At 54.6% G+C, this 20,282-nt stretch carries 17 protein-coding genes; 6 read left to right on the top strand and 11 right to left on the bottom strand.

The window, feature by feature from the left end:
- The first annotated feature begins 9 nt into the window (after positions 1 to 9).
- The 3 genes from OGM59_05345 to OGM59_05355 all read left to right on the top strand — a co-directional run bounded on the left by OGM59_05345 (position 10) and on the right by OGM59_05355 (position 2,719).
- On the top strand, positions 10 to 1,761 hold the full coding sequence (locus tag OGM59_05345) for a 1-deoxy-D-xylulose-5-phosphate synthase (protein UYI90129.1): 1,752 nt from the start codon (positions 10 to 12) through the stop codon (positions 1,759 to 1,761).
- An 11-nt stretch (positions 1,762 to 1,772) separates the two neighbouring features.
- The gene (locus tag OGM59_05350) at positions 1,773 to 2,264 is read left to right on the top strand and encodes an NAD(P)H-dependent oxidoreductase (protein ID UYI90130.1); all 492 of its coding nucleotides are present in this window, start codon (positions 1,773 to 1,775) and stop codon (positions 2,262 to 2,264) included.
- Between the two features lie 113 nt (positions 2,265 to 2,377).
- Complete coding sequence (locus tag OGM59_05355) at positions 2,378 to 2,719, top strand: cupin domain-containing protein (protein UYI90131.1); 342 nt, start codon at positions 2,378 to 2,380, stop codon at positions 2,717 to 2,719.
- 100 nt (positions 2,720 to 2,819) lie between these two features.
- Here OGM59_05355 and OGM59_05360 read toward each other — a convergent pair whose 3' ends face one another.
- Both OGM59_05360 and OGM59_05365 read right to left on the bottom strand, forming a co-directional pair.
- Positions 2,820 to 4,166, bottom strand: a complete 1,347-nt coding sequence (locus OGM59_05360; GenBank protein ID UYI90132.1) for a M28 family peptidase — start codon at positions 4,164 to 4,166, stop codon at positions 2,820 to 2,822.
- 264 nt (positions 4,167 to 4,430) lie between these two features.
- Positions 4,431 to 5,039, bottom strand: coding sequence for a hypothetical protein (locus OGM59_05365; protein ID UYI90133.1), 609 nt, complete (start codon positions 5,037 to 5,039; stop codon positions 4,431 to 4,433).
- A gap of 193 nt (positions 5,040 to 5,232) precedes the next feature.
- On the opposite strand from OGM59_05365, the gene OGM59_05370 reads away from it, so the two are divergent.
- The 3 genes from OGM59_05370 to gdhA all read left to right on the top strand — a co-directional run bounded on the left by OGM59_05370 (position 5,233) and on the right by gdhA (position 9,040).
- Positions 5,233 to 6,738: a CoA-acylating methylmalonate-semialdehyde dehydrogenase gene (locus OGM59_05370; GenBank protein UYI90134.1), complete on the top strand. Its 1,506-nt coding sequence runs from the start codon at positions 5,233 to 5,235 to the stop codon at positions 6,736 to 6,738.
- Positions 6,739 to 6,986: 248 nt separating this feature from the next.
- Positions 6,987 to 7,532 carry a ribosome-associated translation inhibitor RaiA gene (gene raiA, locus OGM59_05375; GenBank protein ID UYI90135.1) on the top strand — a complete coding sequence of 182 codons (546 nt, stop codon included), beginning with the start codon at positions 6,987 to 6,989 and terminating at the stop codon, positions 7,530 to 7,532.
- Positions 7,533 to 7,708: 176 nt separating this feature from the next.
- A complete protein-coding gene (gdhA, locus tag OGM59_05380) occupies positions 7,709 to 9,040 on the top strand; it encodes an NADP-specific glutamate dehydrogenase (protein ID UYI90136.1) in 1,332 nt (443 codons plus the stop codon).
- Positions 9,041 to 9,197: 157 nt separating this feature from the next.
- Here the strand turns inward: gdhA and OGM59_05385 are convergent, their stop codons facing one another.
- The 9 genes from OGM59_05385 to OGM59_05425 form a co-directional block, all read right to left on the bottom strand.
- Positions 9,198 to 10,295, bottom strand: a complete 1,098-nt coding sequence (locus OGM59_05385) for an aminoglycoside phosphotransferase family protein (protein UYI90137.1) — start codon at positions 10,293 to 10,295, stop codon at positions 9,198 to 9,200.
- 141 nt (positions 10,296 to 10,436) lie between these two features.
- On the bottom strand, positions 10,437 to 11,687 hold the full coding sequence (locus tag OGM59_05390) for an ABC transporter permease (GenBank protein ID UYI90138.1): 1,251 nt from the start codon (positions 11,685 to 11,687) through the stop codon (positions 10,437 to 10,439).
- A gap of 12 nt (positions 11,688 to 11,699) precedes the next feature.
- Entirely contained in the window at positions 11,700 to 13,676 is a 1,977-nt protein-coding gene (locus tag OGM59_05395) for a biotin/lipoyl-binding protein (GenBank protein ID UYI90139.1), read from the bottom strand.
- 98 nt (positions 13,677 to 13,774) lie between these two features.
- Positions 13,775 to 15,058: a phosphoribosylamine--glycine ligase gene (gene purD, locus OGM59_05400; GenBank protein UYI90140.1), complete on the bottom strand. Its 1,284-nt coding sequence runs from the start codon at positions 15,056 to 15,058 to the stop codon at positions 13,775 to 13,777.
- 73 nt (positions 15,059 to 15,131) lie between these two features.
- A complete protein-coding gene (locus OGM59_05405; GenBank protein ID UYI90141.1) occupies positions 15,132 to 15,836 on the bottom strand; it encodes an IMP cyclohydrolase in 705 nt (234 codons plus the stop codon).
- Between the two features lie 8 nt (positions 15,837 to 15,844).
- Positions 15,845 to 16,471, bottom strand: a complete 627-nt coding sequence (gene purN, locus OGM59_05410; GenBank protein ID UYI90142.1) for a phosphoribosylglycinamide formyltransferase — start codon at positions 16,469 to 16,471, stop codon at positions 15,845 to 15,847.
- Positions 16,468 to 17,505, bottom strand: a complete 1,038-nt coding sequence (gene purM, locus OGM59_05415) for a phosphoribosylformylglycinamidine cyclo-ligase (protein UYI90143.1) — start codon at positions 17,503 to 17,505, stop codon at positions 16,468 to 16,470. The genes purN and purM overlap by 4 nt, the downstream gene beginning before the upstream one ends.
- Positions 17,506 to 17,507: 2 nt before the next feature.
- Positions 17,508 to 18,005, bottom strand: coding sequence for a 5-(carboxyamino)imidazole ribonucleotide mutase (gene purE, locus OGM59_05420; protein UYI90144.1), 498 nt, complete (start codon positions 18,003 to 18,005; stop codon positions 17,508 to 17,510).
- Positions 18,006 to 18,161: 156 nt separating this feature from the next.
- The gene (locus OGM59_05425) at positions 18,162 to 20,237 is read right to left on the bottom strand and encodes a leucine-rich repeat protein (GenBank protein ID UYI90145.1); all 2,076 of its coding nucleotides are present in this window, start codon (positions 20,235 to 20,237) and stop codon (positions 18,162 to 18,164) included.
- Between the last annotated feature and the right edge of the window lie 45 nt (positions 20,238 to 20,282).

Consider the following 20,282-nt stretch of genomic DNA (forward strand, 5'->3'; position numbering starts at 1 on the left):
AAACGCAAAATGTATTTGGAAAAGATCAACGGCCCTGCCGATGTAAAAGCCTTAAACAGCCCAGAGCGCACAGTCCTGGCGACAGAAATGCGCACCGCGCTGATTCAAAAACTCAGCCACCACGGCGGCCACTGCGGTCCCAATCTGGGACTGGTGGAGGCCACCATTGCCCTGCACACGGTGTTTGACTCCCCCAAGGACCGGTTTGTCTTTGATGTGTCCCACCAGACCTATCCCCACAAGATGCTTACCGGGCGCAGCTACGGCTTCTTAGACCCGGCCCGGTATGACGATATTACCGGGTACAGCGCGCCCCAGGAGAGCGCCCACGACCCCTTTACGCTGGGCCATACTTCCACCTCCGTCAGCCTGGCCTGCGGCTTGGCAAAGGCCCGGGACGCTAAGGGCGAGCACCACAATGTGGTGGCCATTATCGGCGACGGCTCTCTGTCCGGCGGCGAGGCACTGGAGGGGCTGGACCTGGCCGGTGAGATGGACAGCAATCTGATCATCGTGGTCAACGACAACGGTATGTCCATTGCAGAGAACCACGGCGGCATTTATAAAAATTTGAAGCTGCTGCGCCAAACCGGCGGCAAGGCAGAGTGCAACCTGTTCCGCGCTATGGGGCTTGATTATGTATTCCAGCCGGATGGCAATAACACAGACGCGCTGATTGAGACCTTTCAGCAGGTCAAGGACTGCGACCACCCGGTAGTGGTGCACATTGTCACCGAGAAAGGCAAGGGCTACGCCCCGGCAGAAACCCACAAGGAGAACTGGCACTGGTGTATGCCCTTCGACCCTAAAACCGGCGAGAGCACAGTGCACTTTGAGGGCGAGGACTACGGCGATCTGACCGCCCGGTATCTGCTGGAGGAAATGCAAAAGGACCCCAAAGTGGTGGCCATCACCTCCGGCACCCCCACCGTATTCGGCTTTACCGAGGATCTGCGCAAGCAGGCAGGCAAACAATTCATGGATGTGGGCATTGCCGAGGAGACCGCCGTAGCGCTGGCCAGCGGACTGGCTGCCGGCGGTGCCAAGCCGGTGTATGGCGTGTACAGCTCCTTTTTGCAGCGCACCTATGACCAGCTGAGCCAGGACCTGTGCATCAATAACAACCCGGCCTCTCTGCTGGTGTTCGCCGCCTCTGTGTACGGTATGAACGATGTGACCCACCTGGGCATCTTTGACATTCCCATGATCTCTAACATTCCCAACCTGGTGTACCTGGCCCCCGCCACCAAGGAGGAGTATTTTGCCATGCTGCACTGGAGCATGACGCAACGGGAGCACCCGGTAGCCATTCGCGTACCGGCCTGCGGCGTACTCTCCGACGGCAAGACAGTCACCAAGGACTTTGGCAAGCTGAACACCTATGAAGTGACCCAGGCGGGCAGCGATGTGGCCTTTATCGGCCTGGGCAGCTTTTATCCCCTGGCACAGCAAGCGGCTGCGGAATATGAAAAGCGCACCGGCGTGCGCCCCACGGTGATCAACCCCTACTATATCACCGGGCTGGACAAGGAACTGCTGGCCCAGTTGGGCAAGACCCATAAAACCGTAGTCACCCTGGAGGACGGCGTGCTGGACGGCGGCTTTGGCCAAAAAATCGCAGCCTACTACGGCAAAACAGACACCAAGGTGCTGTGCTACGGCCTGCAAAAAGAATTCCTTGATCGATACGATGTGCAGTCGGTGCTGGAAGAAAACCGCCTGACCTCCGCACAAATTAGCGACGATCTGCAAAACCTGTAAGGAGAACGAAAATGGCAATAACATTGGTGGTCTATTATTCCCAATCCCGGGGCAATACCAAGAAGATCGCCCGGGAGATCGCGTCCACCCTGGGTGCAGACCTGGCGGCCATTGACACGGTGCAGCCCTACAACTGCTCTTATGACGAGTTGGTGTACGGTCTGTCCAAGACAGAGACGCAAAACAAGGTCTGCCCGCCCATCAAGCCCCTGGACAAGGACCCGGCATACTATGACCGCATTGTGCTGGGCACCCCCACCTGGTGGTACACCATGGCCCCGGCTGTGCGCACTTTCTTAACAGAAACGGATCTGACCGGCAAAGAGTTGGTCCTGTTTGCCACCCACGGCGGCTGGCCCGGCCATGCGCTGGCGGACATGAAAGCCTGCGCCAAGGGCGCAAAAGTCATAGCCCAAACGGATGTGCAGTTCGACTCCACCGGCGGCGACCGCCAAGAGACCCCCATGCCCGCCGTCACCGCCTGGGCAGAAAAGCTGAAATAACCGGCCATACCAAAACGACCCGCCGACTTCTGCCGGCGGGTTTTATTTTATGGTGGATATTTGGCTGCGGGTTTGCTATAATAGAGATAAGATCAAAGAAAGGAAGTGCAACGATGCCTTATATTAAGAATGTACCTCATGAGGCGATTTTCCGTCTTGCAGATCAAGTCCAGGTGCAGCCCGGCCAAGTGGTCAGCAAAACCCTGGCGCAGAATGACGCCGTCAGCGTGACCCTGTTTGCCTTTGCAGCCGGTGAGGAGATCGGCACCCATGATTCCACCGGCGACGCTATGGTTACCGTGCTGGAGGGTGTGGGTCAGTTCACCGTAGACGGTGTGCCCTACCTGGTAAAGCCCGGCGAGGCGCTGGTGATGCCCGCCAAAAAGCCCCATTCGGTGTACGCCCCGGAGAATTTCAAGTGGATGCTGACCGTCGTCTTCCCCCACAACAACTAAACAGCGCAAAGAACGGATGGCACATAGCCATCCGTTCTTTTTTATCTATACAAAAAATCACCCCAAGGCTTGCAACCTTGGGGTGTTCTCATGGGCATTCTTATTTCTTCTGAGGGCCGTTGTAGCCATTCTTTTCCTGGAAAGCAGCGATCTTGTCGATCACGCCAAGGATCACATCAAAGCCGTCGCCTACGGTCTCCATCTCAAACCGCTCCGGCATATCCCGCCAGGTGTGGTAATAATAGGTGAGCATGGGGTTCTGGGCCGCAAAGGTCACGGACTTAATACCCGCGCGGGTCATAGGTGTAGAGTCGCAGCCGCCAACGGGATTGTGGATACAACCGTTTGTCTTGCTCTCGATACCCATCTCGTTAAAGGTGTCCTTAAACATCTTTTCCATATCCGTATCAAAGCGCACGCCCTGCCAGTCGTCCTTGATCACCACTTCAAAATACTCTTTATCTGCCACAGAGTCAATGTTAATGTTCCAGGCGTTCTGGGACAGATCGTCAAAGCGGTGCTCCTGGGCAAAGTACATGGAGCCGCGTAGACCCGCCTCCTCAGAGCCGATATTGGCGTCTACAATGCGGCAGTTCTTAGGCATCTTTTCCGGGTGCTCCTTGAAATACTTGATCACCGCATAGCTTAGGCCAATGCCGGTGGCGTTATCCATAGCGCCGCGAGAAGCGTTGCGGGGATTAGGATCGCCCCACATCACCACAAACAGAGAACCAATGGCGGTAACGATGGGCACGAAGTTCATAATGAACATAAAGGTGTTCCAGCCCTGAGAGGCCAGCATGGTCTGTGCCCACTGGGCGCCGGCGTAATTGCAAATGTTCACGACAGCCATAAACACAGAAAACAGCGCAATAAAGAAAAAGCAAACCGCGCCGAAGCCCACCTTGCCATATGTAGCGATCAGGCCCATAATCGGCTTGGTCTTGGCATACTTATATGCGTGCTCACTGTGGCGCCAGCACCAGGACGTATCCGTATGGCCGGACAGGATAATGGTATAGTCATACTTGCCGTCCTCCGGCTCCAGCACGCCAAGGGTATTGCGGCTGATCTCCTGGGGGAAGAACATATCAAACCAGGTCTTGTAGAAAAAGCAGCTCATCACCAGCCAAAAGATCGTAATGAGACCCAGCGCAGCCAGGGCGTACCACAGCTTATTAAAGCCGCTGGCCAGGGCAATAATGGCGCCGATGCTCAGGATCACGCCGGACCAACCGGCATAGGACAGACCGCCGATACCGGAACGGGGTGAAACGGCGAACTCCTCCGTCTTCGGTTCAATGCCGATGTCGCGCAGCTTGTCGCCCATATACTGATGAAATTTGATTTCACCGTCGGAACCGGGCAAGCGGGAGCCGATCTTGTGTGCGGCGTGTTCCACAATGTCCATAGCTTCGCGGGCATAGGATTTGGATTCTTCTCTCATGTTCAGGCCTCCTGTTCAGATTTTGAAAAAAGATAATTATATTTTAAGATAACTCTGACAAAAATGCAAGCAGAAATTCATGATCTTGCATAAATATTCGCCAAATTCAGGAAATTGTAGCGTAGCAAAGCGTTAAAGCAGTACAACAAAGAAAAAAAGCGGCAGCATTTGCTACCGCTTTGAACTGTGGAGAAGTCGTGCCGAACCCGATTCTTTTAGCAGAGAATGTCATTTTTTCTCAAATATATATGACTGAAAAGCGCTCTATCCCCTGCCAAAATGCAATAGCAACACCAAGAGCAAAGCAGCCAACGCCCACAGGGTCACGCACAGCACCGCCGTCCACACCCGGCACCGACGAAATGTGCGCACACGATTCCCCGGGCGCACCGCTGCCGCCAGTACCGTTTGGATATGCGTATCCCCCAGGGTATGGGGCACCGGCGGAAAATGTACCACCCGGTCCACCGCAGCCAGCAGCCGATTGACCCCACGGCTGCTGTAAGGGGTGGCCACCACCACCGGGCACCCCAGCCCGGCGGACAGCGCTGCCGGGTCAATGATAACACCGCGCCGCCGGGCAGCACCCCTATCCGTGATGTACACCACCAACCGATGACTGCGCTGCCAAAGGGCAGGCAACGCCGCCAGTGCCCGCTGCAGATCCAGCGCCGGGGTCACCAGCACCGTACAGTCCGCCCCGCGCAGCGCCGGACTTTGCAGAGCGCACAGAGGCAGCAGCCGCAAATCATAAGTAATATGCCGGTACGAATAACACCAGGCACCCCCCTGCCGCCGCCCCAAAAGCTCCTGCAGCAAATGCTCCTTACCTCCATTGTTGCCGCCCACCAATACCACGGTACACTCGCCCATACTACCCCTTCTTTGCCGTTATTTCTTACCCATTCTATGCAGCAGTCGATCAAATGTGACGGCAAGCGTACTTTTGTTCAATTTAGGCCGTTCTCGACGGCTGGGTATTGATTTTGGCGTAGGGGCTGTGGTACAATGAAATTGCAAAATTATGCTCCGCTTTGCGGCGGGGAGGATAAGAGAGGTAAAATCTATGGCAGAAAAGCTAAAGTATTTTGTAAACGGTCAGTTCCGTGAGTCCAAGACGGACAAATGGTACGACCTGCACAATCCGTCCACCGGCGAAATCACCGGCCAGGCGCCCTGCTGCACCAACGATGAGGTGCTGGAGGCCATTGCGGCCGCCAAAGCTGCCTATCCGGGCTGGAGCGCCACCCCGGCCATTAAGCGGGCACAGATTCTATATAGAGTGCGGGAACTGATCCTGGAGCGCATGGATGAACTGACCATGAGTGTTGCCAAGGAAAACGGCAAAGTTTGGGCAGAATCCGAGGGAGATGTGCTCAAGGCAAAAGAAGGCACAGAGCTGGCCACCCAGGTACCGTCCCTGATGATGGGTGAGTCCATTATGGACGCCTCCCGCGGGTATGATACCGTGAAATACAGAGAGCCGCTGGGCGTGTTTGCCGGCATTGTGCCTGTAAACTTCCCGGCCATGATCCCCTTTGGCTGGATGGCACCCACCTGTATTGCCACCGGCAACACCCTGGTGCTGAAAGCCGCTTCCTTGACCCCCAAGACCGCCATGCTTTTTGCCCAGCTGTACAAGGACGCAGGCGTGCCGGACGGTGTCATCAATGTGGTCACCTGCTCTCGCAATGAGATCAACACCATTCTGGAGCACCCGGATGTTAAGGGCATTACCTTTGTTGGCTCCACCCCGGTGGGTCTGAAAATCTATGAAAAAGCCGCTGCCAACGGCAAGCGCTGCCAGGCCCTGTGCCAGGCCAAGAACCATGCCCTGGTGATGGAGGACTGCGCCTTAGAGCGTACGGTAGCCGGCGTGATCAACTCTGCATTCGGCTGTGCCGGTCAGCGCTGCATGGCGTTGTCCTGCTGCGTGGTACAGGACAGCATTGCAGACGCCTTTGTAGCCGAGCTGAAAAAGCAGGCGGAGAAAGTAAACTGCGGCCCTGCCTGGGACAAGAGCTCCCGCCTGGGTCCCATCACTTACGAAAAGCATTATAAAGAGGTACTGGCTGATATTGACAAGGGCGTAGCCGAGGGCGCCACCCTGGTGTTGGACGGCCGTAACACCGTTGTGGAGGGCTACGAGAACGGTTACTATGTAGGCCCCACCATCTTTGATCATGTAACGGCAGATATGACCATCGGCGACGAAGAAGTCTTTGGTCCGGTGCTATGCATCAAACGGTGCAAGGACTTTGAGGAGGGCTTGGCCATTATGAACGCCAACCCCTATGCCAACGGCTCCGTGATCTACACCCAGAGCGGCTATTATGCCCGGGAGTTTGCCCGCCGTACCGACGGCGGCCAGGTCGGCATCAACGTGGGTATTCCGGTACCGGTAGGCTTTATCCCCTTCAGCGGGCACAAAAAGTCCTTCTTCGGCGACCTGCATTGCCTGGGTAAGGACGCTTATCGCTTCTACACAGAGAGCAAGGCGGTCACCACCCACTGGTTCGATGAGGAGGAGAAAAAGGCAACGGAAGTCTCCACCTGGGACGGCACCATCTAAGCCGGATAAACAGGAAGAGCACACCGATTATGGTGTGCTCTTTTCTTATACTTTCTTTTATCCGTTCTCTTTGTCTGTGCCAAACAGGCCCTGACTTTCGCCATATGTATCGGTGAGCCGAGCGCCGGAGCCGTCGGCTATATATTATACTACAAAACAGCCAAAACCTCAATACTTTTTCTTTCTCTCTCGGTGGTGTATAATATGGGTACAGAGGTATGTCTCTGAATTCCCAAAGGGGTGATAGTATGATCAACATTACGGCAAGAGGATTTGACCTAAAGCAAGGCACCAAAGACGGTATTGACAAAGAGCTGCAGCGCATTGAAAAAATGCTGCCTGACAACGCCTCCTTTGATGTGACCTTAGCCAAGGTAAAGGACGGCTACAAGTGCGACATTACAGTCAAGTACATTGGCTCCTTTATCCGCGGCGAGGCACGGGCAGACAAGATTGAGCCGGTCATTGATATGGCAGTAGACGACCTGAAGCGAAAGCTGCGCAAGCTAAAGACCTACCTGGTAGATAAGAAGCGCAAGGGCGGCATTGACCAGATCGCCTCCATGCTGGAGCCCATAGAAGAAGTGACCATGGATGACTTTGAGAGCTATGACAGCTCCGCTGTGGATATTCAGCGCAAAAAGAACATTCAATTGCAAATGATGACCGACGATGAGGCCATCGTGCAAATGGAAATGCTGGGACACAGCTTCTTTGTTTATCTGGCGCCGAACGGCCAAACCTGCGTGATCTACAAACGAGGCAAAGGCTACGGTCAGTTAATTTGTAGCTGACCGGCGTACACCGAAAAACGCATTTTTATTCAATTTTGCCGTGAGTGAAAACTCACGGCAATCTTTTTTGTGCAAAGTGGAAAAATAGATACGCGTACATTGACTAATACCTATGATATTGGTATAATTTATACAAAAATAAACGGAAGCAACGCTTCTGAAGAGAGGGATTTTGTATGACTTATACAGAAAAAGTGCTGGCAGATCTGAAAGCAAAGAACCCGGATCAGCCGGAATTTATCCAGGCCGCCACAGAGGTTTTAGACGCATTGGCGCCGGTGGTCAACAACGATCCGAAATACCAAAAAACCAGCTTGTTGGAGCGGTTGGTTGAGCCGGAACGGCAGATCATGTTCCGTATTCCGTGGGTGGACGATCATGGCCAGGTGCATGTAAACCGCGGCTACCGCGTGCAGTTTAACTCCGCCATCGGCCCCTACAAAGGCGGTCTGCGCCTGCACCCCAGCGTAAACCTGTCTATCATCAAGTTTCTTGGCTTTGAGCAGATCTTCAAAAACAGCCTGACCGGCCTGCCCATCGGCGGCGCCAAGGGCGGCTCTGACTTTGACCCCAAGGGCAAGAGCGATATGGAAGTGATGCGCTTCTGCCAGGCATTTATGAATGAGCTGTATAAATATGTAGGCGCGGACGAGGACGTACCCGCCGGCGACATCGGCACCGGTGCCCGCGAGGTAGGTTACTTATACGGTCAGTACAAGAAACTGACGAACCGCTCCGAGGGCGTGCTCACCGGTAAGGGCCTGAGCTTCGGCGGCTCCCTTGCCCGTACAGAGGCTACCGGCTACGGCCTGGTGTATATTACCGAGGAAATGCTCAAGGACCACAATAAGGATCTTAAAGGTGCTCGTGTGGCCGTGTCCGGCTCCGGTAATGTGGCCATTTACGCTATGGAGAAGGCTCGGCAGTTAGGTGCAAAAGTCATCTGCTGCTCCGATTCTACCGGCTATGTGATTGACGAAAACGGCATTGATGTAGAGGCTGTAAAGCAGATTAAGGAAGTAGACAGAAAGCGCATTTCTGTGTACGCTGAGAGCCACCCCACCGCCACTTATGCAGAGGGCTCTGTGTGGGATGCCGTGACCTGCGATGTGGCGCTCCCCTGCGCCACCCAGAATGAGATCCACGCCGCGCAGGCGCAGCGCCTGGTAGACACCGGCTGCTACGCAGTGTGTGAGGGCGCCAATATGCCCACGGACGCAGCGGCTACAGAGGTGTTCCTGCAAAATCACATTCTGTTCCTGCCCGGCAAAGCTTCCAACGCCGGCGGCGTAGCCACCTCCGCACTGGAGATGGGCCAGAACTCCATTCGCTCCAGCTGGACTTTTGATGAGGTAGACGCCAAGCTGCAAGGCATTATGGTCAACATCTACCACAACATGAAAGAGGCTTGTGAAAAGTACAATGCCCGCGACAACTTCGTTGTTGGTGCCAACATCGCCGGCTTTATGAAAGTGGCCGATGCCATGATGGCGCAAGGCGTGGTTTGATCCAGCAAAATCTATACAAAAAAGCGCAACCCATAGGGGTTGCGCTTTTATATTTTGCCTGTGTGCGCCGCTATGGATCTTTTCAGCATAAAAAGCCCTCTAAAAAATACGGAGGCGCTCCCAACAGAGTGCCTCCCATATTCTTTGCTGTTTCTTTTTACAGTGCAGCGATCAGCGCTTCCATTTGGTCCATTTTGCGCTCCATATCCGCCACCAGGGCAAACTGGTTGCGGGCGCGCACCAGGTTATGCTCCGGGTAAGCGGTCTTAAAGTAGGTGTCGCCGTTCAGGTAATCGGTCAAAAATCGCATACCGCACTCAAAGGTCATCAACTTGGCAGAAAAGGCCAACTGGTCGATCTCCGTTTGGGTCAGGCTCTCCCCCGCCTGGGACAAAAACCCCTTGGCATAGGCGCCGAAATACTCCAGATCCAAACTCACCTTGGACAGGTCTGCCTCGTCCTCGGCGGCGGTGTTGGCACCAAAGCGAATAGAGTCGCCAAAATCATAATGGGCAAGACCCGGCATGACCGTGTCCAGGTCGATCACACAAATGGCCTCGCCGGCGGTGGCGTCAAACAGCACATTATTCAGCTTGGTATCATTATGGGTCACCCGCAGGGGCAACTGCCCGGCAGCCGCCAGGTCGCTAAGCCGATGGGTATCCGCCTTGCGGTCCTTTACGAACTGAATTTCCGCCTGCACAGCGGCGGCACGACCGGCCTTATCGGCTTTTACCGCCGGGAGAAACTCGTTCTCATACCGCCACAGGGTGTTGTGGAAATTCGGAATCGTCTCATACAGAGTCTCAGCCGGAAAATCCGCCAGCAGGTGCTGGAACCGGCCGAATGCCTCGCCGCTCTTTTGGAACAGAGCTGCGCTCTCCACCGCGTCATAGCTGATAGAGTCCTTTACAAACACATAGGCGCGGAAGTAATCCCCATCCGGTGCAGTGTAATACTGCGCGCCATCCTTGGTCTTGATAAAGTGCAGGGTCTCCCGGTCCGGGTCGCCGCCGGCAGCCCGAATCTTCTCCTGCAAAAAGGAAGTAACTGCAAACACATTCTGCATCAGCCGGTCAATGTCACGAAATACATTGTGATTGACTTTCTGCAGCACGTAGCGCTGCTGACCGCCCTCCGGCAGATCGGTGGTAATGATATAGGTTGTATTGATATGGCCGTTGCCAAAGGCCCGGCAATCCGCCGTCTTGCCCTGAAAATCAAAGCGGTCGATCACCTGCTGAATACTCTCCATACAAGGGTCCTCCCTTATTCTTGCGCATACGCTCAAAATGTCCTTTTATTTTACACTATTATGCCATCTTTTTCAATACCTAAAACAAAGACCGTACCAACTATGCCTGTCGATACGGTCTTACTTTGTATAAATTTTGACTTACTCTCGGCGCAGCGCCTCAATAGGCGACAGCTTAGCAGCCTTGCGGGCCGGGTAAATGCCGAAGAACAGCCCAACACCGCTGGAGAATGCCAGTGCCAGCAGGATCACCCACCAAGTGATCTTGGGGGTAATATTGATAACGGCACAGGCCGCATACGCGCCTGCAATACCCAATACTAGGCCAATGATACCGCCGATCAAGCACAAAATCACCGATTCGGTTAGGAACTGCAAGGTGATCACCTTGGTCTTTGCGCCCAAGGACTTTCGTATGCCGATCTCCCGCGTTCGCTCGGTTACGGACACCAGCATAATGTTCATCACGCCGATACCGCCAACGATTAGGGAAATGGCACCTACACAGGCAATAAATGCGGTCAGCACCTGCATAACAATATCTACGATCTGAATATAGGTGGCCATATTCTGGGCAATATACATATTCTTGGCAAAATTGCCGTGGGCCGCTTTCAAATAGTTGACGGTGGCGTTACCTACAGCGTCATTGTCTGCACCGTCCTGGGCGATCACGAAAATGGAGCTCAGGTTGGAGTTGGCGCCGGTGATCTGGGTCAGCGTCGTGCATGGCATAAACAATGCGATCACCGGAGAGTCCTCGTTCTGCTGAAACATAGTTGACAGAGAGGAACTGCCGCCGGCGGACTGGGCAATCTGGTCAATATTGGCCACACCCGCTATCTTGACCTTCATGGACTTACCGCTGGAGGACACAGTCACATACTCGCCGGTCACATCTTCATACCCAAATACACTTTGCGCACTGTTAATACCGATCACGGCAATAGGCGAATTGGCGCTGTACTCCTCATCGGTAAAGAACCGACCGTAGGTGCAGCCTTCGGTCAAGGCGTACTGAATGTCGCTGTTTACGCCAACCAGCATGGCGGTAGCTTCCTTGGCCTGGGAGTCAATGGTGGCCTTACCAAAGCCCATCAGCATAGGCGAGCAGCGATCTACGCCGTTTACACGGCTTTTAATATTCTCTACATCCTTCAAGGTAATGTAGTCGTTGTCCGTAGCCTGGGTGGTATCCACCGAGACCATCACGGCGTTGGAGCCCATATCCTCGATTAAAGAGACAATATAGTCCCGGGCACCGGTACCGGCTCCCACAATCATGATCACAGAGCTGATACCGATAATGATACCCAACATCGTCAGGAGCGAGCGCATCCAGTTCGCCTTTATGGCTTTGACAGCGATTTTAAAGCTTTCTGAAATGTTCACAAAAAGTGCTCCTTATTTCGTTGTACTCAGTTTGTCAACCACCTTAACCTTAAAGGAGTCTTCCTTATAGGTAGTGGATGGTGCGGCAACGATCTTGTCCCCGGCTTTCAGGCCGTCGGTTACCTGGTAGGCGCTGTCAGACATAGCGCCGGTGGTAATGGCAGTCTTGGTGACCGTCTTTTCCTTCTCGTTGTAGAGGTACACATAGGTGCCGGTCTTATCCAGTACAATCGAGCCGGTGGGCACAGTTACAACGCCCAGGTACTCACCGGTGCTAATCACCACATTGGCTTCAAAACCGATGATAATGTTCTCGTCCGGGTGTTTCACTTCTACCGTACACTCCACGCCTGCACCGGAGCTGGTTAGGCTGGACAGACCGCTGATACCGGCCATGGAACCTACATTGTCCAAGATGGAGCCGGTAGAGCCGCCGGTGGCGGTAGGTGCCTTGGCAGTCACCTCGCCCTCATACTTACCGTAAGCAGTGGAAATGGTGCAGGGCATACCCACCTTCACCCGATAGTTATCGTACTCACTCAGGCTGATGGTCACGACCATGGTGTTCATATTCTCCAGCACAATACCGTCATTGACCAGGGAGGTCTGCTCCCCGGCTACCAGATCGCAGGTGGTGATGGTACCGTCAAAAGAAGCGGTCCAACCGGCCTGCAAATCCTTGTTTGCGTCCTGCAAAGCGGTCAGGGCACTCTCTGCACCCTCCATTACGCTCTTTTGTGCGCTGACAGCGGTGTCGGAAGCCTCTACCGCATACATTTTGGACTGCGCATACAGGGCAGCCAATTGCAGCTGCTTGGTGGTCAACTGTATATCCGTCGTACTGGTCAGGTCTTTTGCAACGCTCTTCCAATCAATTTCCTTTACAGCCTGTGCAATACTCTTTGCCAGCACATCGCCCATCACTTTCAGATTGTCCTCGTTAATCAATCCGTCGCTGATGGCGTCACGAATGGCCTTTTCCACCGCGTTGGCGATGGCGTTGGAATCGGTAATATTTCTATCCAACGCCTTACTGATGGCGTCCGCTGTGGTCTTCATGATCTGCATCATGGTATCCACATCATTGGTCATATCGCGAATATTATCGGCAATCTCGGCCAAGGTATCGGACAGATCCGCGAGCGCACCGGTGGTGCTGGTCTTCTCAAACTGCGCAATATACTGCACATTACCACGCACCTGAACAGTCACCTGCTTGGAGGACTTCAATTTCGTGCCGTTGGCATCGTACCAACCGGAGAAGCTGTAATCCTTGACAGGAACAGCCTTGATCACCACATCTGCACCCTCGTCATACTTACCTGCACTGGTAGAACCGGCGGTATTATTACCCACCTGCACGGTACCGTAGCTCTCCTGGCCGGCCAGCACCGTTGCCTTTACCGTATAGGTAGCGGCCTTAGCGGTGGTTTCTTTGGTGGTGGTCACCCGCGTTGTGGGAACTGTGGTCGGCAGCGTGGTGCGGTGCTTTTTCGTTGTGGTCTTCTTCTTTGAGGTAGTGGTATTGGCACGCTTCTGCAGCTTGGCAATCTGCTTTTCCAGCGTGTTGATCTGCTTATTGACCGCTGCCAAATTCGACTTAGCGGCAGTCTGATTGCTGCGAGCGGTGTTGTACGCCTTCTTAGCGTCCGTATAAGTCCCCTGCAATTTGGAGATCTGGGCGTCCACATTAGAGGTATCAAAGGTAGCCAGTTTGTCGCCCTCTTTGACCTTGTCGCCCTTTTGGACAAACACTTCTTTTACAGTTGCCACAGTGCCGACCTTGTATGTACGGCTGGCGCCTGCGGTCACATCGCCGGTAGCGCTGACCGTCTCGTAAATATCGCCGGTAGAGATGGTGTGCAGGGTCACCTGCTCGCCGCCGTTGACCTTGCGCACAATAAAGATACTGGTCACGATAATGGCGATCACCAACACAATGGCGATGGGAACGATAATTCGTTTTTTACTCTTTTTAACAGTTGCCATAATTTCGCCTCTTCGATTAAAAATTATACAAAGTGTGTAACGTGTCTATTATATCACAGCCTGTATAATTGTCAATAACAATTTGTAAAGTTCATAGCCTATTCACATTTGCCGGCAGCCAATGCGCGGGCTCCAATGTCTTTTCTGTAATGCACACCGTCAAAGTGCACTTCCCGTGCAGCGGCATAGGCGGTATCCAGCGCCGCCTGCAAATTGTCACCCAAGGCGGTAATGCCCAGCACCCGCCCGCCGGCAGTCACCAGCTTGCCTTCCTTTTGCGCTGTACCAGCATGGTACACGGTAACTCCCGCTCGCTGCCCATCGGTCAGACCGGTGATCTCCAGCCCCTTGGGGTAAGACTTGGGGTAACCGCCGCTGGCCAAAATTACACAGGCGCAGGCTTTATCACTCCACCGAATATCCAGCTGCGCCAGCGTACCGGTGTTAATGGCGTCAAAAATATCCATAATATCCGTTTCCAGCCGGGGCAGCACCACCTGGGTCTCCGGGTCACCGAAACGGCAGTTGTATTCAATCACCTTGGGACCCTTAGGGGTAAGCATCAAACCAAAGTAGAGGCAGCCTTGGAAGGTGCGCCCTTCGGCATTCATCGCCGCAATGGTGGGCAGGAAGATGGTGTCCATACATTGCTGTGCCACCGCTTCCGTATAGTACGGGTTGGGGGACACAGTGCCCATACCGCCGGTATTCAGCCCCTTGTCGCCGTCCAGTGCTCGCTTGTGATCCATGGAGGACACCATAGGCCGCACGCACTTGCCGTCGGTAAAGGCCAGCACAGACACTTCCGGCCCGGTAAGGAACTCCTCCACCACAATATGATTGCCGGAGGCACCGAATACCTTGTCCTCCATAATTTCCTTAACACCGGCCACCGCTTCTTCCAAAGTTTCCGGAATCAGCACGCCCTTGCCAAAAGCCAGACCGTCTGCCTTAATGACTGTGGGAAATTCGTTTTTCTCCGTAATATATTCAATGGCCGCCCGGGGATCGTCAAATACCCGATACTCGGCGGTGGGAATGTGGTACTTTTGCATCAGATCCTTAGAGAATACCTTGGAGCCTTCAATGATAGCCGCGTTGGCTCGGGGGCCAAAAGTGGCAAAGCCCGCCGCGTTCAGGGCATCTACCATACCGGCCACCAGCGGATCGTCCGGGGCCACGACCACCAGGTCTGCCTGAATCTCCTTTGCCAGCGCTACGACGCCGTCTATATCCATCGCCGCCACATTGTGACACACTGCATCATAGGCAATGCCCCCATTGCCCGGGCAGCAATGCACACTGTCCACTCTGGGCGACTCTTTGATCTTGCGCACCAATGCGTGCTCGCGGCCACCGCCGCCTACCACCAAAACCGTCATATTCTTTGACCTCCAAAAAAGACTTTTAGGAGAACTGCCGTTTTGCCGCCAATTCTCCTGTATTTTCTGTATTTTATTTGTTTTTATTGATAATCCGACTCTCTGCCTTACCGCTCTCCAAATCAATAAAACGGGTAAAGAGGGAAACTTTGTTGTCCTCGTTCAGGCTGTCCCAAATCATTTGAGTAAAGCTGTCCAGGTCGCCGTCCATCTCCACCGGCACCGGCTCGCCCTCAAAGGACGGGATCGGATCGCCGTCGCCCTTGTAGGTGTGGATCAAATGGCCCAGACCGGGCACCGCTGCATACTCAAAGAAATAACGCAGGCAGGAGTCACCCCGACCCATATTGGACTTTAAGATGGACAGGTTGTAGTCGCCGTTTGGCTTGACAACGCCGCTGATTCTGGGGGTGTAGTTGGGCGCGTCCGGCTCAAACTCCCGGGTAAGCAGCGCGTGGCGATAGCACTTGCCCTTTGCCATAAAGTCATAGATGGTATCCGTCTGGTCACCGTTGGTGACAATGGTCTTGCCGTCCAAGCACAGCACCGGGTTGTAAATGATCAAAGACGGATCCTCCATCTTGCTCTCATCAAAAGCCTTGGTGCGAATGCCGCCACGGTCGTTCTCCTCAAACACACGGTTGCGGGAATTGACGCTACGCCCCATAATAAAATAGGCGATCATTGCCGTTTTCCCATCCTTGCTGCGACCCAACACGATCCCACGGCCGGGATAGCTGTTGCCGGACAGCAGGGTTGAAAGCTGTTGTATCTCCATAATGTACCTCAATCTAAAATACGGGTCTTGTTGCCCGTAATCTGAATTTTATCTTGGCAAAAGAGTGCCACCGCCTGAGGCAGCAGCTGCCATTCGCACTGTTCCATCACCCGCCGCTGCAAAACCTCCGAGGTGTCCCCCTCCAGCACCGGCACCGCCTTTTGGGCGATGATGGGACCGGCGTCGCAGTCGGCAGTCACAAAGTGCACCGTAGCGCCGGTCAGCTTGACTCCGCTTTGCAGCACCGCCTCATGCACATGGAGCCCGTAATAGCCCTTGCCGCAAAAAGATGGAATCAACGCCGGGTGAATGTTCATCATTTTGCCGGGGAAAGCGTCTACCACCTGTTCATCAAGAATGGTCAGGAACCCGGCATACACCACCAGATCCGCCTGCTCCGCCAGCAGCAGGTCCCGCATGGCAGCAGAATAAGCATGTACATCCGGGTACGCCTTGCGCTCCAAAACCTTACCGGGAATACCGTGGGCCGCGGCTCGCTCCAGCGCATACACGCCGGGCTTGGAAGCGATCACGCAGGTAATTTGCCCACCGGGGATCTCTCCCCTGTCTTGGGCGTCCAGCAAAGCCTGCAAATTGGTGCCCCCACCGGAAACTAACACCACAATGCGCTTCATACCAGCTCCACGCCTTTCTCGCCGGACTTGATTTGGCCGATGATTGCAGCCTGCTCCCCTGCCTGTTGCAGGATCCGCACGGCCTCGTCCGCCTTCGTGGCGTCTACGGCAATCACCAAACCGGTGCCCATATTAAAGGTATTATACATATCCCGCTCCGGAATGTTGCCTTCTTTGGCGATCAGGTCAAAAATAGGCTTCTTAAAGCACTTGTCTTTCTCAATCACAGCGGTGAAACCATCTTGCAGCATACGGGGCACATTCTCATAGAAACCGCCGCCGGTAATGTGGCTGATGGCGTGCACCCGCACGCTGTCCATCAGTGCCAGCAGGGGCTTTACATAAATGCGGGTGGGCGTCAGCAACTCCTCGCCCAGGCTCTTGCCCAGCTCAGGCACCTGCACATGCAGCCGCTGAGAAGAAATGTTAAACACCTTGCGCACCAAAGAGAAGCCATTAGAATGTACGCCGGAGGAGGCCACGCCGATAAGCGCGTCTCCGGCTTGCAGTTCCTCACCGCTGACCAACTTGCTCTTTTCGCCAACGCCAACGGAGAACCCGGCCAGGTCATACTCGTCCTCCGGATAAAAGCCGGGCATCTCCGCAGTCTCGCCGCCGACCAGAGCGCAGCCGGCCTGTACACAGCCCTCAGCCACACCGGCCACGATCTGCTCAATCTTCTCCGGGAAGTTTTTGCCGCAGGCAATATAATCCAGGAAGAACAGGGGCTTGGCACCGGAGCAAGCCACATCGTTGACGCACATAGCCACACAATCGATACCTACGGTGTCGTGCTTATCCATTAAAAAGGCGATCTTCAGCTTGGTGCCTACACCGTCTGTACCGCTGACCAGCACCGGCTCTTTATAGTCATTCACCGGCAGTTGAAACATACCGCCAAAGCCGCCGATCCCACCCAGCACGCCGGGCACGGTGGTGCGCTTTACATGGGCCTTGATCCGCTCCACAGACTCATAACCGGCGGTCACATCTACACCGGCTGCCGCATAACTTGCACTAAAACTCTTTTCCATACTCAAATCTCCTCCAGTTTCTTTTGCAGGTCTGTATCTTTTTGGCGCACGGCAGCGGCCATATCCGCCCGCATTTGCACCAGTTTGTCCATTAAGTCGTCATTGCCCACAGCCAGAATTTCCGCTGCCAGCAGCGCTGCGTTCTTAGCCGCATTGACCCCAACGGTAGCCACCGGAATACCCGGGGGCATCATCACCGTAGCCAGCATGGCGTCCATACCGTCCAGCACCTTGGCGCTGCACGGAATACCAATCACCGGCAGCGTGGTGGAAGCGGCCAGCACGCCGCCCAGGTGCGCCGCCATACCGGCGGCTGCCAGGATCACGCCAAAGCCGTTCTCCCGGGCACTCTCTGCAAAGGCCATAGCCTCCTTGGGGGTACGGTGGGCGCTCATTACATGCACCTCGGTCTCAATGCTCAGCTCCCGCAGCTGCTTAATGGCCGGTGCCACCACCGGCAGATCGCTGTCCGAGCCCATAATGACTGCAACTTTTTTCATAAAACTGTCCTCCGTTTGCGGTGGCGCACCGGGTGCGGCACCGGGTATGGCAAGTGTTTTTTCGTTTATATTACGGCTATTATACGCTATATGCGGTGCTTTTTCAATAGAAAAATACAAAAACCAACCCGTGTTTCCACAGGTTGGTTTTCTCTGTTAATCGTAAATGCTTTCGTCCAGCTTGCCGGCACCGATAAAACCGGCAGCGCCGTCCATATCCGCAGCGGTAATTCGCCCGTCTCCGTTAAAATCCAACAACCGCTCATACGCGCCATCGCCCCGGTCAATATCGGCTGCGTACTGCTGTAAAGTCACCAGATCCCGGGCGTTCACATACCCATCGCCGGTCAAATCATAGGTCATCACCGGCACATCGCCCAAGTCTACGCTCTGTGTAGTGACCGTTACCTGCACCTGGCGGCATAAGTAAAAATCCGCCCCCACGGTCAAGGTATAAGTACCCGGCGCCACGGCAATGGAAAATGTGCCGTCCTCGCCGGTTTGCACGCTCTCATCGTTCCACTCTATCGTCGTGCCCACCAACAGATAATTGTGGGGGTGACTGCCGTCCGTGCTCTCCATTGCCACCGCACGCCCGGTAACGGTGTAGCGAAGCGCCGGTTGATAATTCGCATCATAGCTGCTGCCGCAGCGCCGGCAGGTGTAGCGGGTGTAGCCCTCCTCTGTTGTCGTCGGCGGGATCACAACGGCGGTATAATCGTGCCCCAACGCCGGGGTACTGACGGTGTCGGACAAATGCGCTCTGCACCGGGTGCAATAATCATAAGTATAACCCGGCAGGGTGCATGTGGGCTCAACTCGATGGGTGGCAGGCGCCGTATGCCCCAGCTTGGCAATCGGGGTGGCATAGCTGTCACCGCAAGTGCAGGTGTAAAGGATTTGGCCGTCTGCCACGCAAGTGGGTTCTGTGCGTTGGGCGGTATACACATGGGTGTGTACTTGCACCGGCACAGCAGCCGTTTGGTCACCCCAGGTCAGAGTGGCGGTGTATGTACCCTCTGTCCAGTGATGGGTGGTCTGATCGTCCGTCAAAGAAAAGACATGGCCGTTATAGTTTTTCTCTGTCAGCGGCAGGGTCACCCGGTCGCCGGTATCATAAGTGATGGTAATTTGCAACCGATCGGTAAAGGCGTTCAGGTCAAAGTAAGCATAGGCCTGCCCATCGCTGTCCGTGCGCGCCGTGCTATCCACACCGGTGACCAACACCTGATCTGCCGGGAATGCGGCAGAAAAACCGATCACTTTGCCTGGATACAGATACGCCGTGTATGCCCCCAGGCTGTGATTATTGGTCACTTGAAAATAATAGGTCTCCCCTGCCTGCAAAGTACAGGTGAGATCAAAATTCAGATCATAAAGGGAACGGTCGTCGCTGCCTTGCCCCAGGTCCGCCTTGCTGCCGTCGCATAGGCGCGCCACCGTGTCCACACTGCCCATGGAGTAAAAATGGTAAGTACCGGTAGCAGTAGGGGTATAGCGATACCAATCTGTACCGCTGTAGGATTGAAATGTGTTGCCAAAGGTGGCGCCTTGGGTCAGCTCCAGCGCCGGATCAAAGGTAATCTGTGCCGCTGCGTCCGCATAATACTGGGCTGTGGTGCCGGTCAGTCCCCGCAGGGTAAAGGCAGTCATGGGACGGCCGTCCTCGTCCTGGTACCCAACTGCGTACTGACCAAAGCCGGTACCCACCGGGAACTGCGCAGCGGTCAGCGCCTTGCAGTCAATAAAGGCACAGGCGCCCAGCTGCAAACTGCCGGCCATATTATCAAACTGAATATCCGTCAGCCCGGAGCAAGCGGCAAAGGCATAGCTGCCAATCCCCGTGACCCCGGCAGGAATTCGTATCGACTGCAAGGCTGCGACATGGAAAAAGGTGTTACTGCCAATCGTTCTCAGGCTCTCCGGCAACTGCACATCCGTAACAGCCGTCAACTGGCGAAGCAGATTGTCCCCCAGACCGGTAATGCCCTCCTCCACTTTCACTGTACGGATTTGGCTGCGGTGGGCGGCAAATGGCGGCAGACTCTCCGGGGTGTAATCCGGCGTAGCACCGGTGCCGGTGAGGGTCAAGGTGCCGGTACTCTCCTCAAACACATAATCCACCTGACTATCACCTAAAGTCCCCTGCTCCCCGGCAAAGGCAAAAAAAGATGGCACCCCAACAAACACAGTTGCCAGCAGAAAACAAAAGATCACACTGTACTTTTTCATCAGGATACCACCTCACATATTCTGTTGTCATTATACCATAAGCCT

The sequence above is a fragment of the Oscillospiraceae bacterium genome, from assembly GCA_025757685.1.
GTDB lineage: Bacteria > Bacillota > Clostridia > Oscillospirales > Acutalibacteraceae > CAG-217.

Excerpts from the sequence above, each read along its gene's own strand:
- OGM59_05345 (UYI90129.1), top strand. The coding sequence starts at position 10 with ATGTATTTGGAAAAGATCAACGGCCCTGCCGATGTAAAAGCCTTAAAC.
- OGM59_05350 (UYI90130.1), top strand. The coding sequence starts at position 1,773 with ATGGCAATAACATTGGTGGTCTATTATTCCCAATCCCGGGGCAATACC.
- OGM59_05355 (UYI90131.1), top strand. The coding sequence starts at position 2,378 with ATGCCTTATATTAAGAATGTACCTCATGAGGCGATTTTCCGTCTTGCA.
- OGM59_05360 (UYI90132.1), bottom strand. The coding sequence starts at position 4,166 with ATGAGAGAAGAATCCAAATCCTATGCCCGCGAAGCTATGGACATTGTG.
- OGM59_05365 (UYI90133.1), bottom strand. The coding sequence starts at position 5,039 with ATGGGCGAGTGTACCGTGGTATTGGTGGGCGGCAACAATGGAGGTAAG.
- OGM59_05370 (UYI90134.1), top strand. The coding sequence starts at position 5,233 with ATGGCAGAAAAGCTAAAGTATTTTGTAAACGGTCAGTTCCGTGAGTCC.
- raiA (UYI90135.1), top strand. The coding sequence starts at position 6,987 with ATGATCAACATTACGGCAAGAGGATTTGACCTAAAGCAAGGCACCAAA.
- gdhA (UYI90136.1), top strand. The coding sequence starts at position 7,709 with ATGACTTATACAGAAAAAGTGCTGGCAGATCTGAAAGCAAAGAACCCG.
- OGM59_05385 (UYI90137.1), bottom strand. The coding sequence starts at position 10,295 with ATGGAGAGTATTCAGCAGGTGATCGACCGCTTTGATTTTCAGGGCAAG.
- OGM59_05395 (UYI90139.1), bottom strand. The coding sequence starts at position 13,676 with ATGGCAACTGTTAAAAAGAGTAAAAAACGAATTATCGTTCCCATCGCC.
- purD (UYI90140.1), bottom strand. The coding sequence starts at position 15,058 with ATGACGGTTTTGGTGGTAGGCGGCGGTGGCCGCGAGCACGCATTGGTG.
- OGM59_05405 (UYI90141.1), bottom strand. The coding sequence starts at position 15,836 with ATGGAGATACAACAGCTTTCAACCCTGCTGTCCGGCAACAGCTATCCC.
- purN (UYI90142.1), bottom strand. The coding sequence starts at position 16,471 with ATGAAGCGCATTGTGGTGTTAGTTTCCGGTGGGGGCACCAATTTGCAG.
- purM (UYI90143.1), bottom strand. The coding sequence starts at position 17,505 with ATGGAAAAGAGTTTTAGTGCAAGTTATGCGGCAGCCGGTGTAGATGTG.
- purE (UYI90144.1), bottom strand. The coding sequence starts at position 18,005 with ATGAAAAAAGTTGCAGTCATTATGGGCTCGGACAGCGATCTGCCGGTG.
- OGM59_05425 (UYI90145.1), bottom strand. The coding sequence starts at position 20,237 with ATGAAAAAGTACAGTGTGATCTTTTGTTTTCTGCTGGCAACTGTGTTT.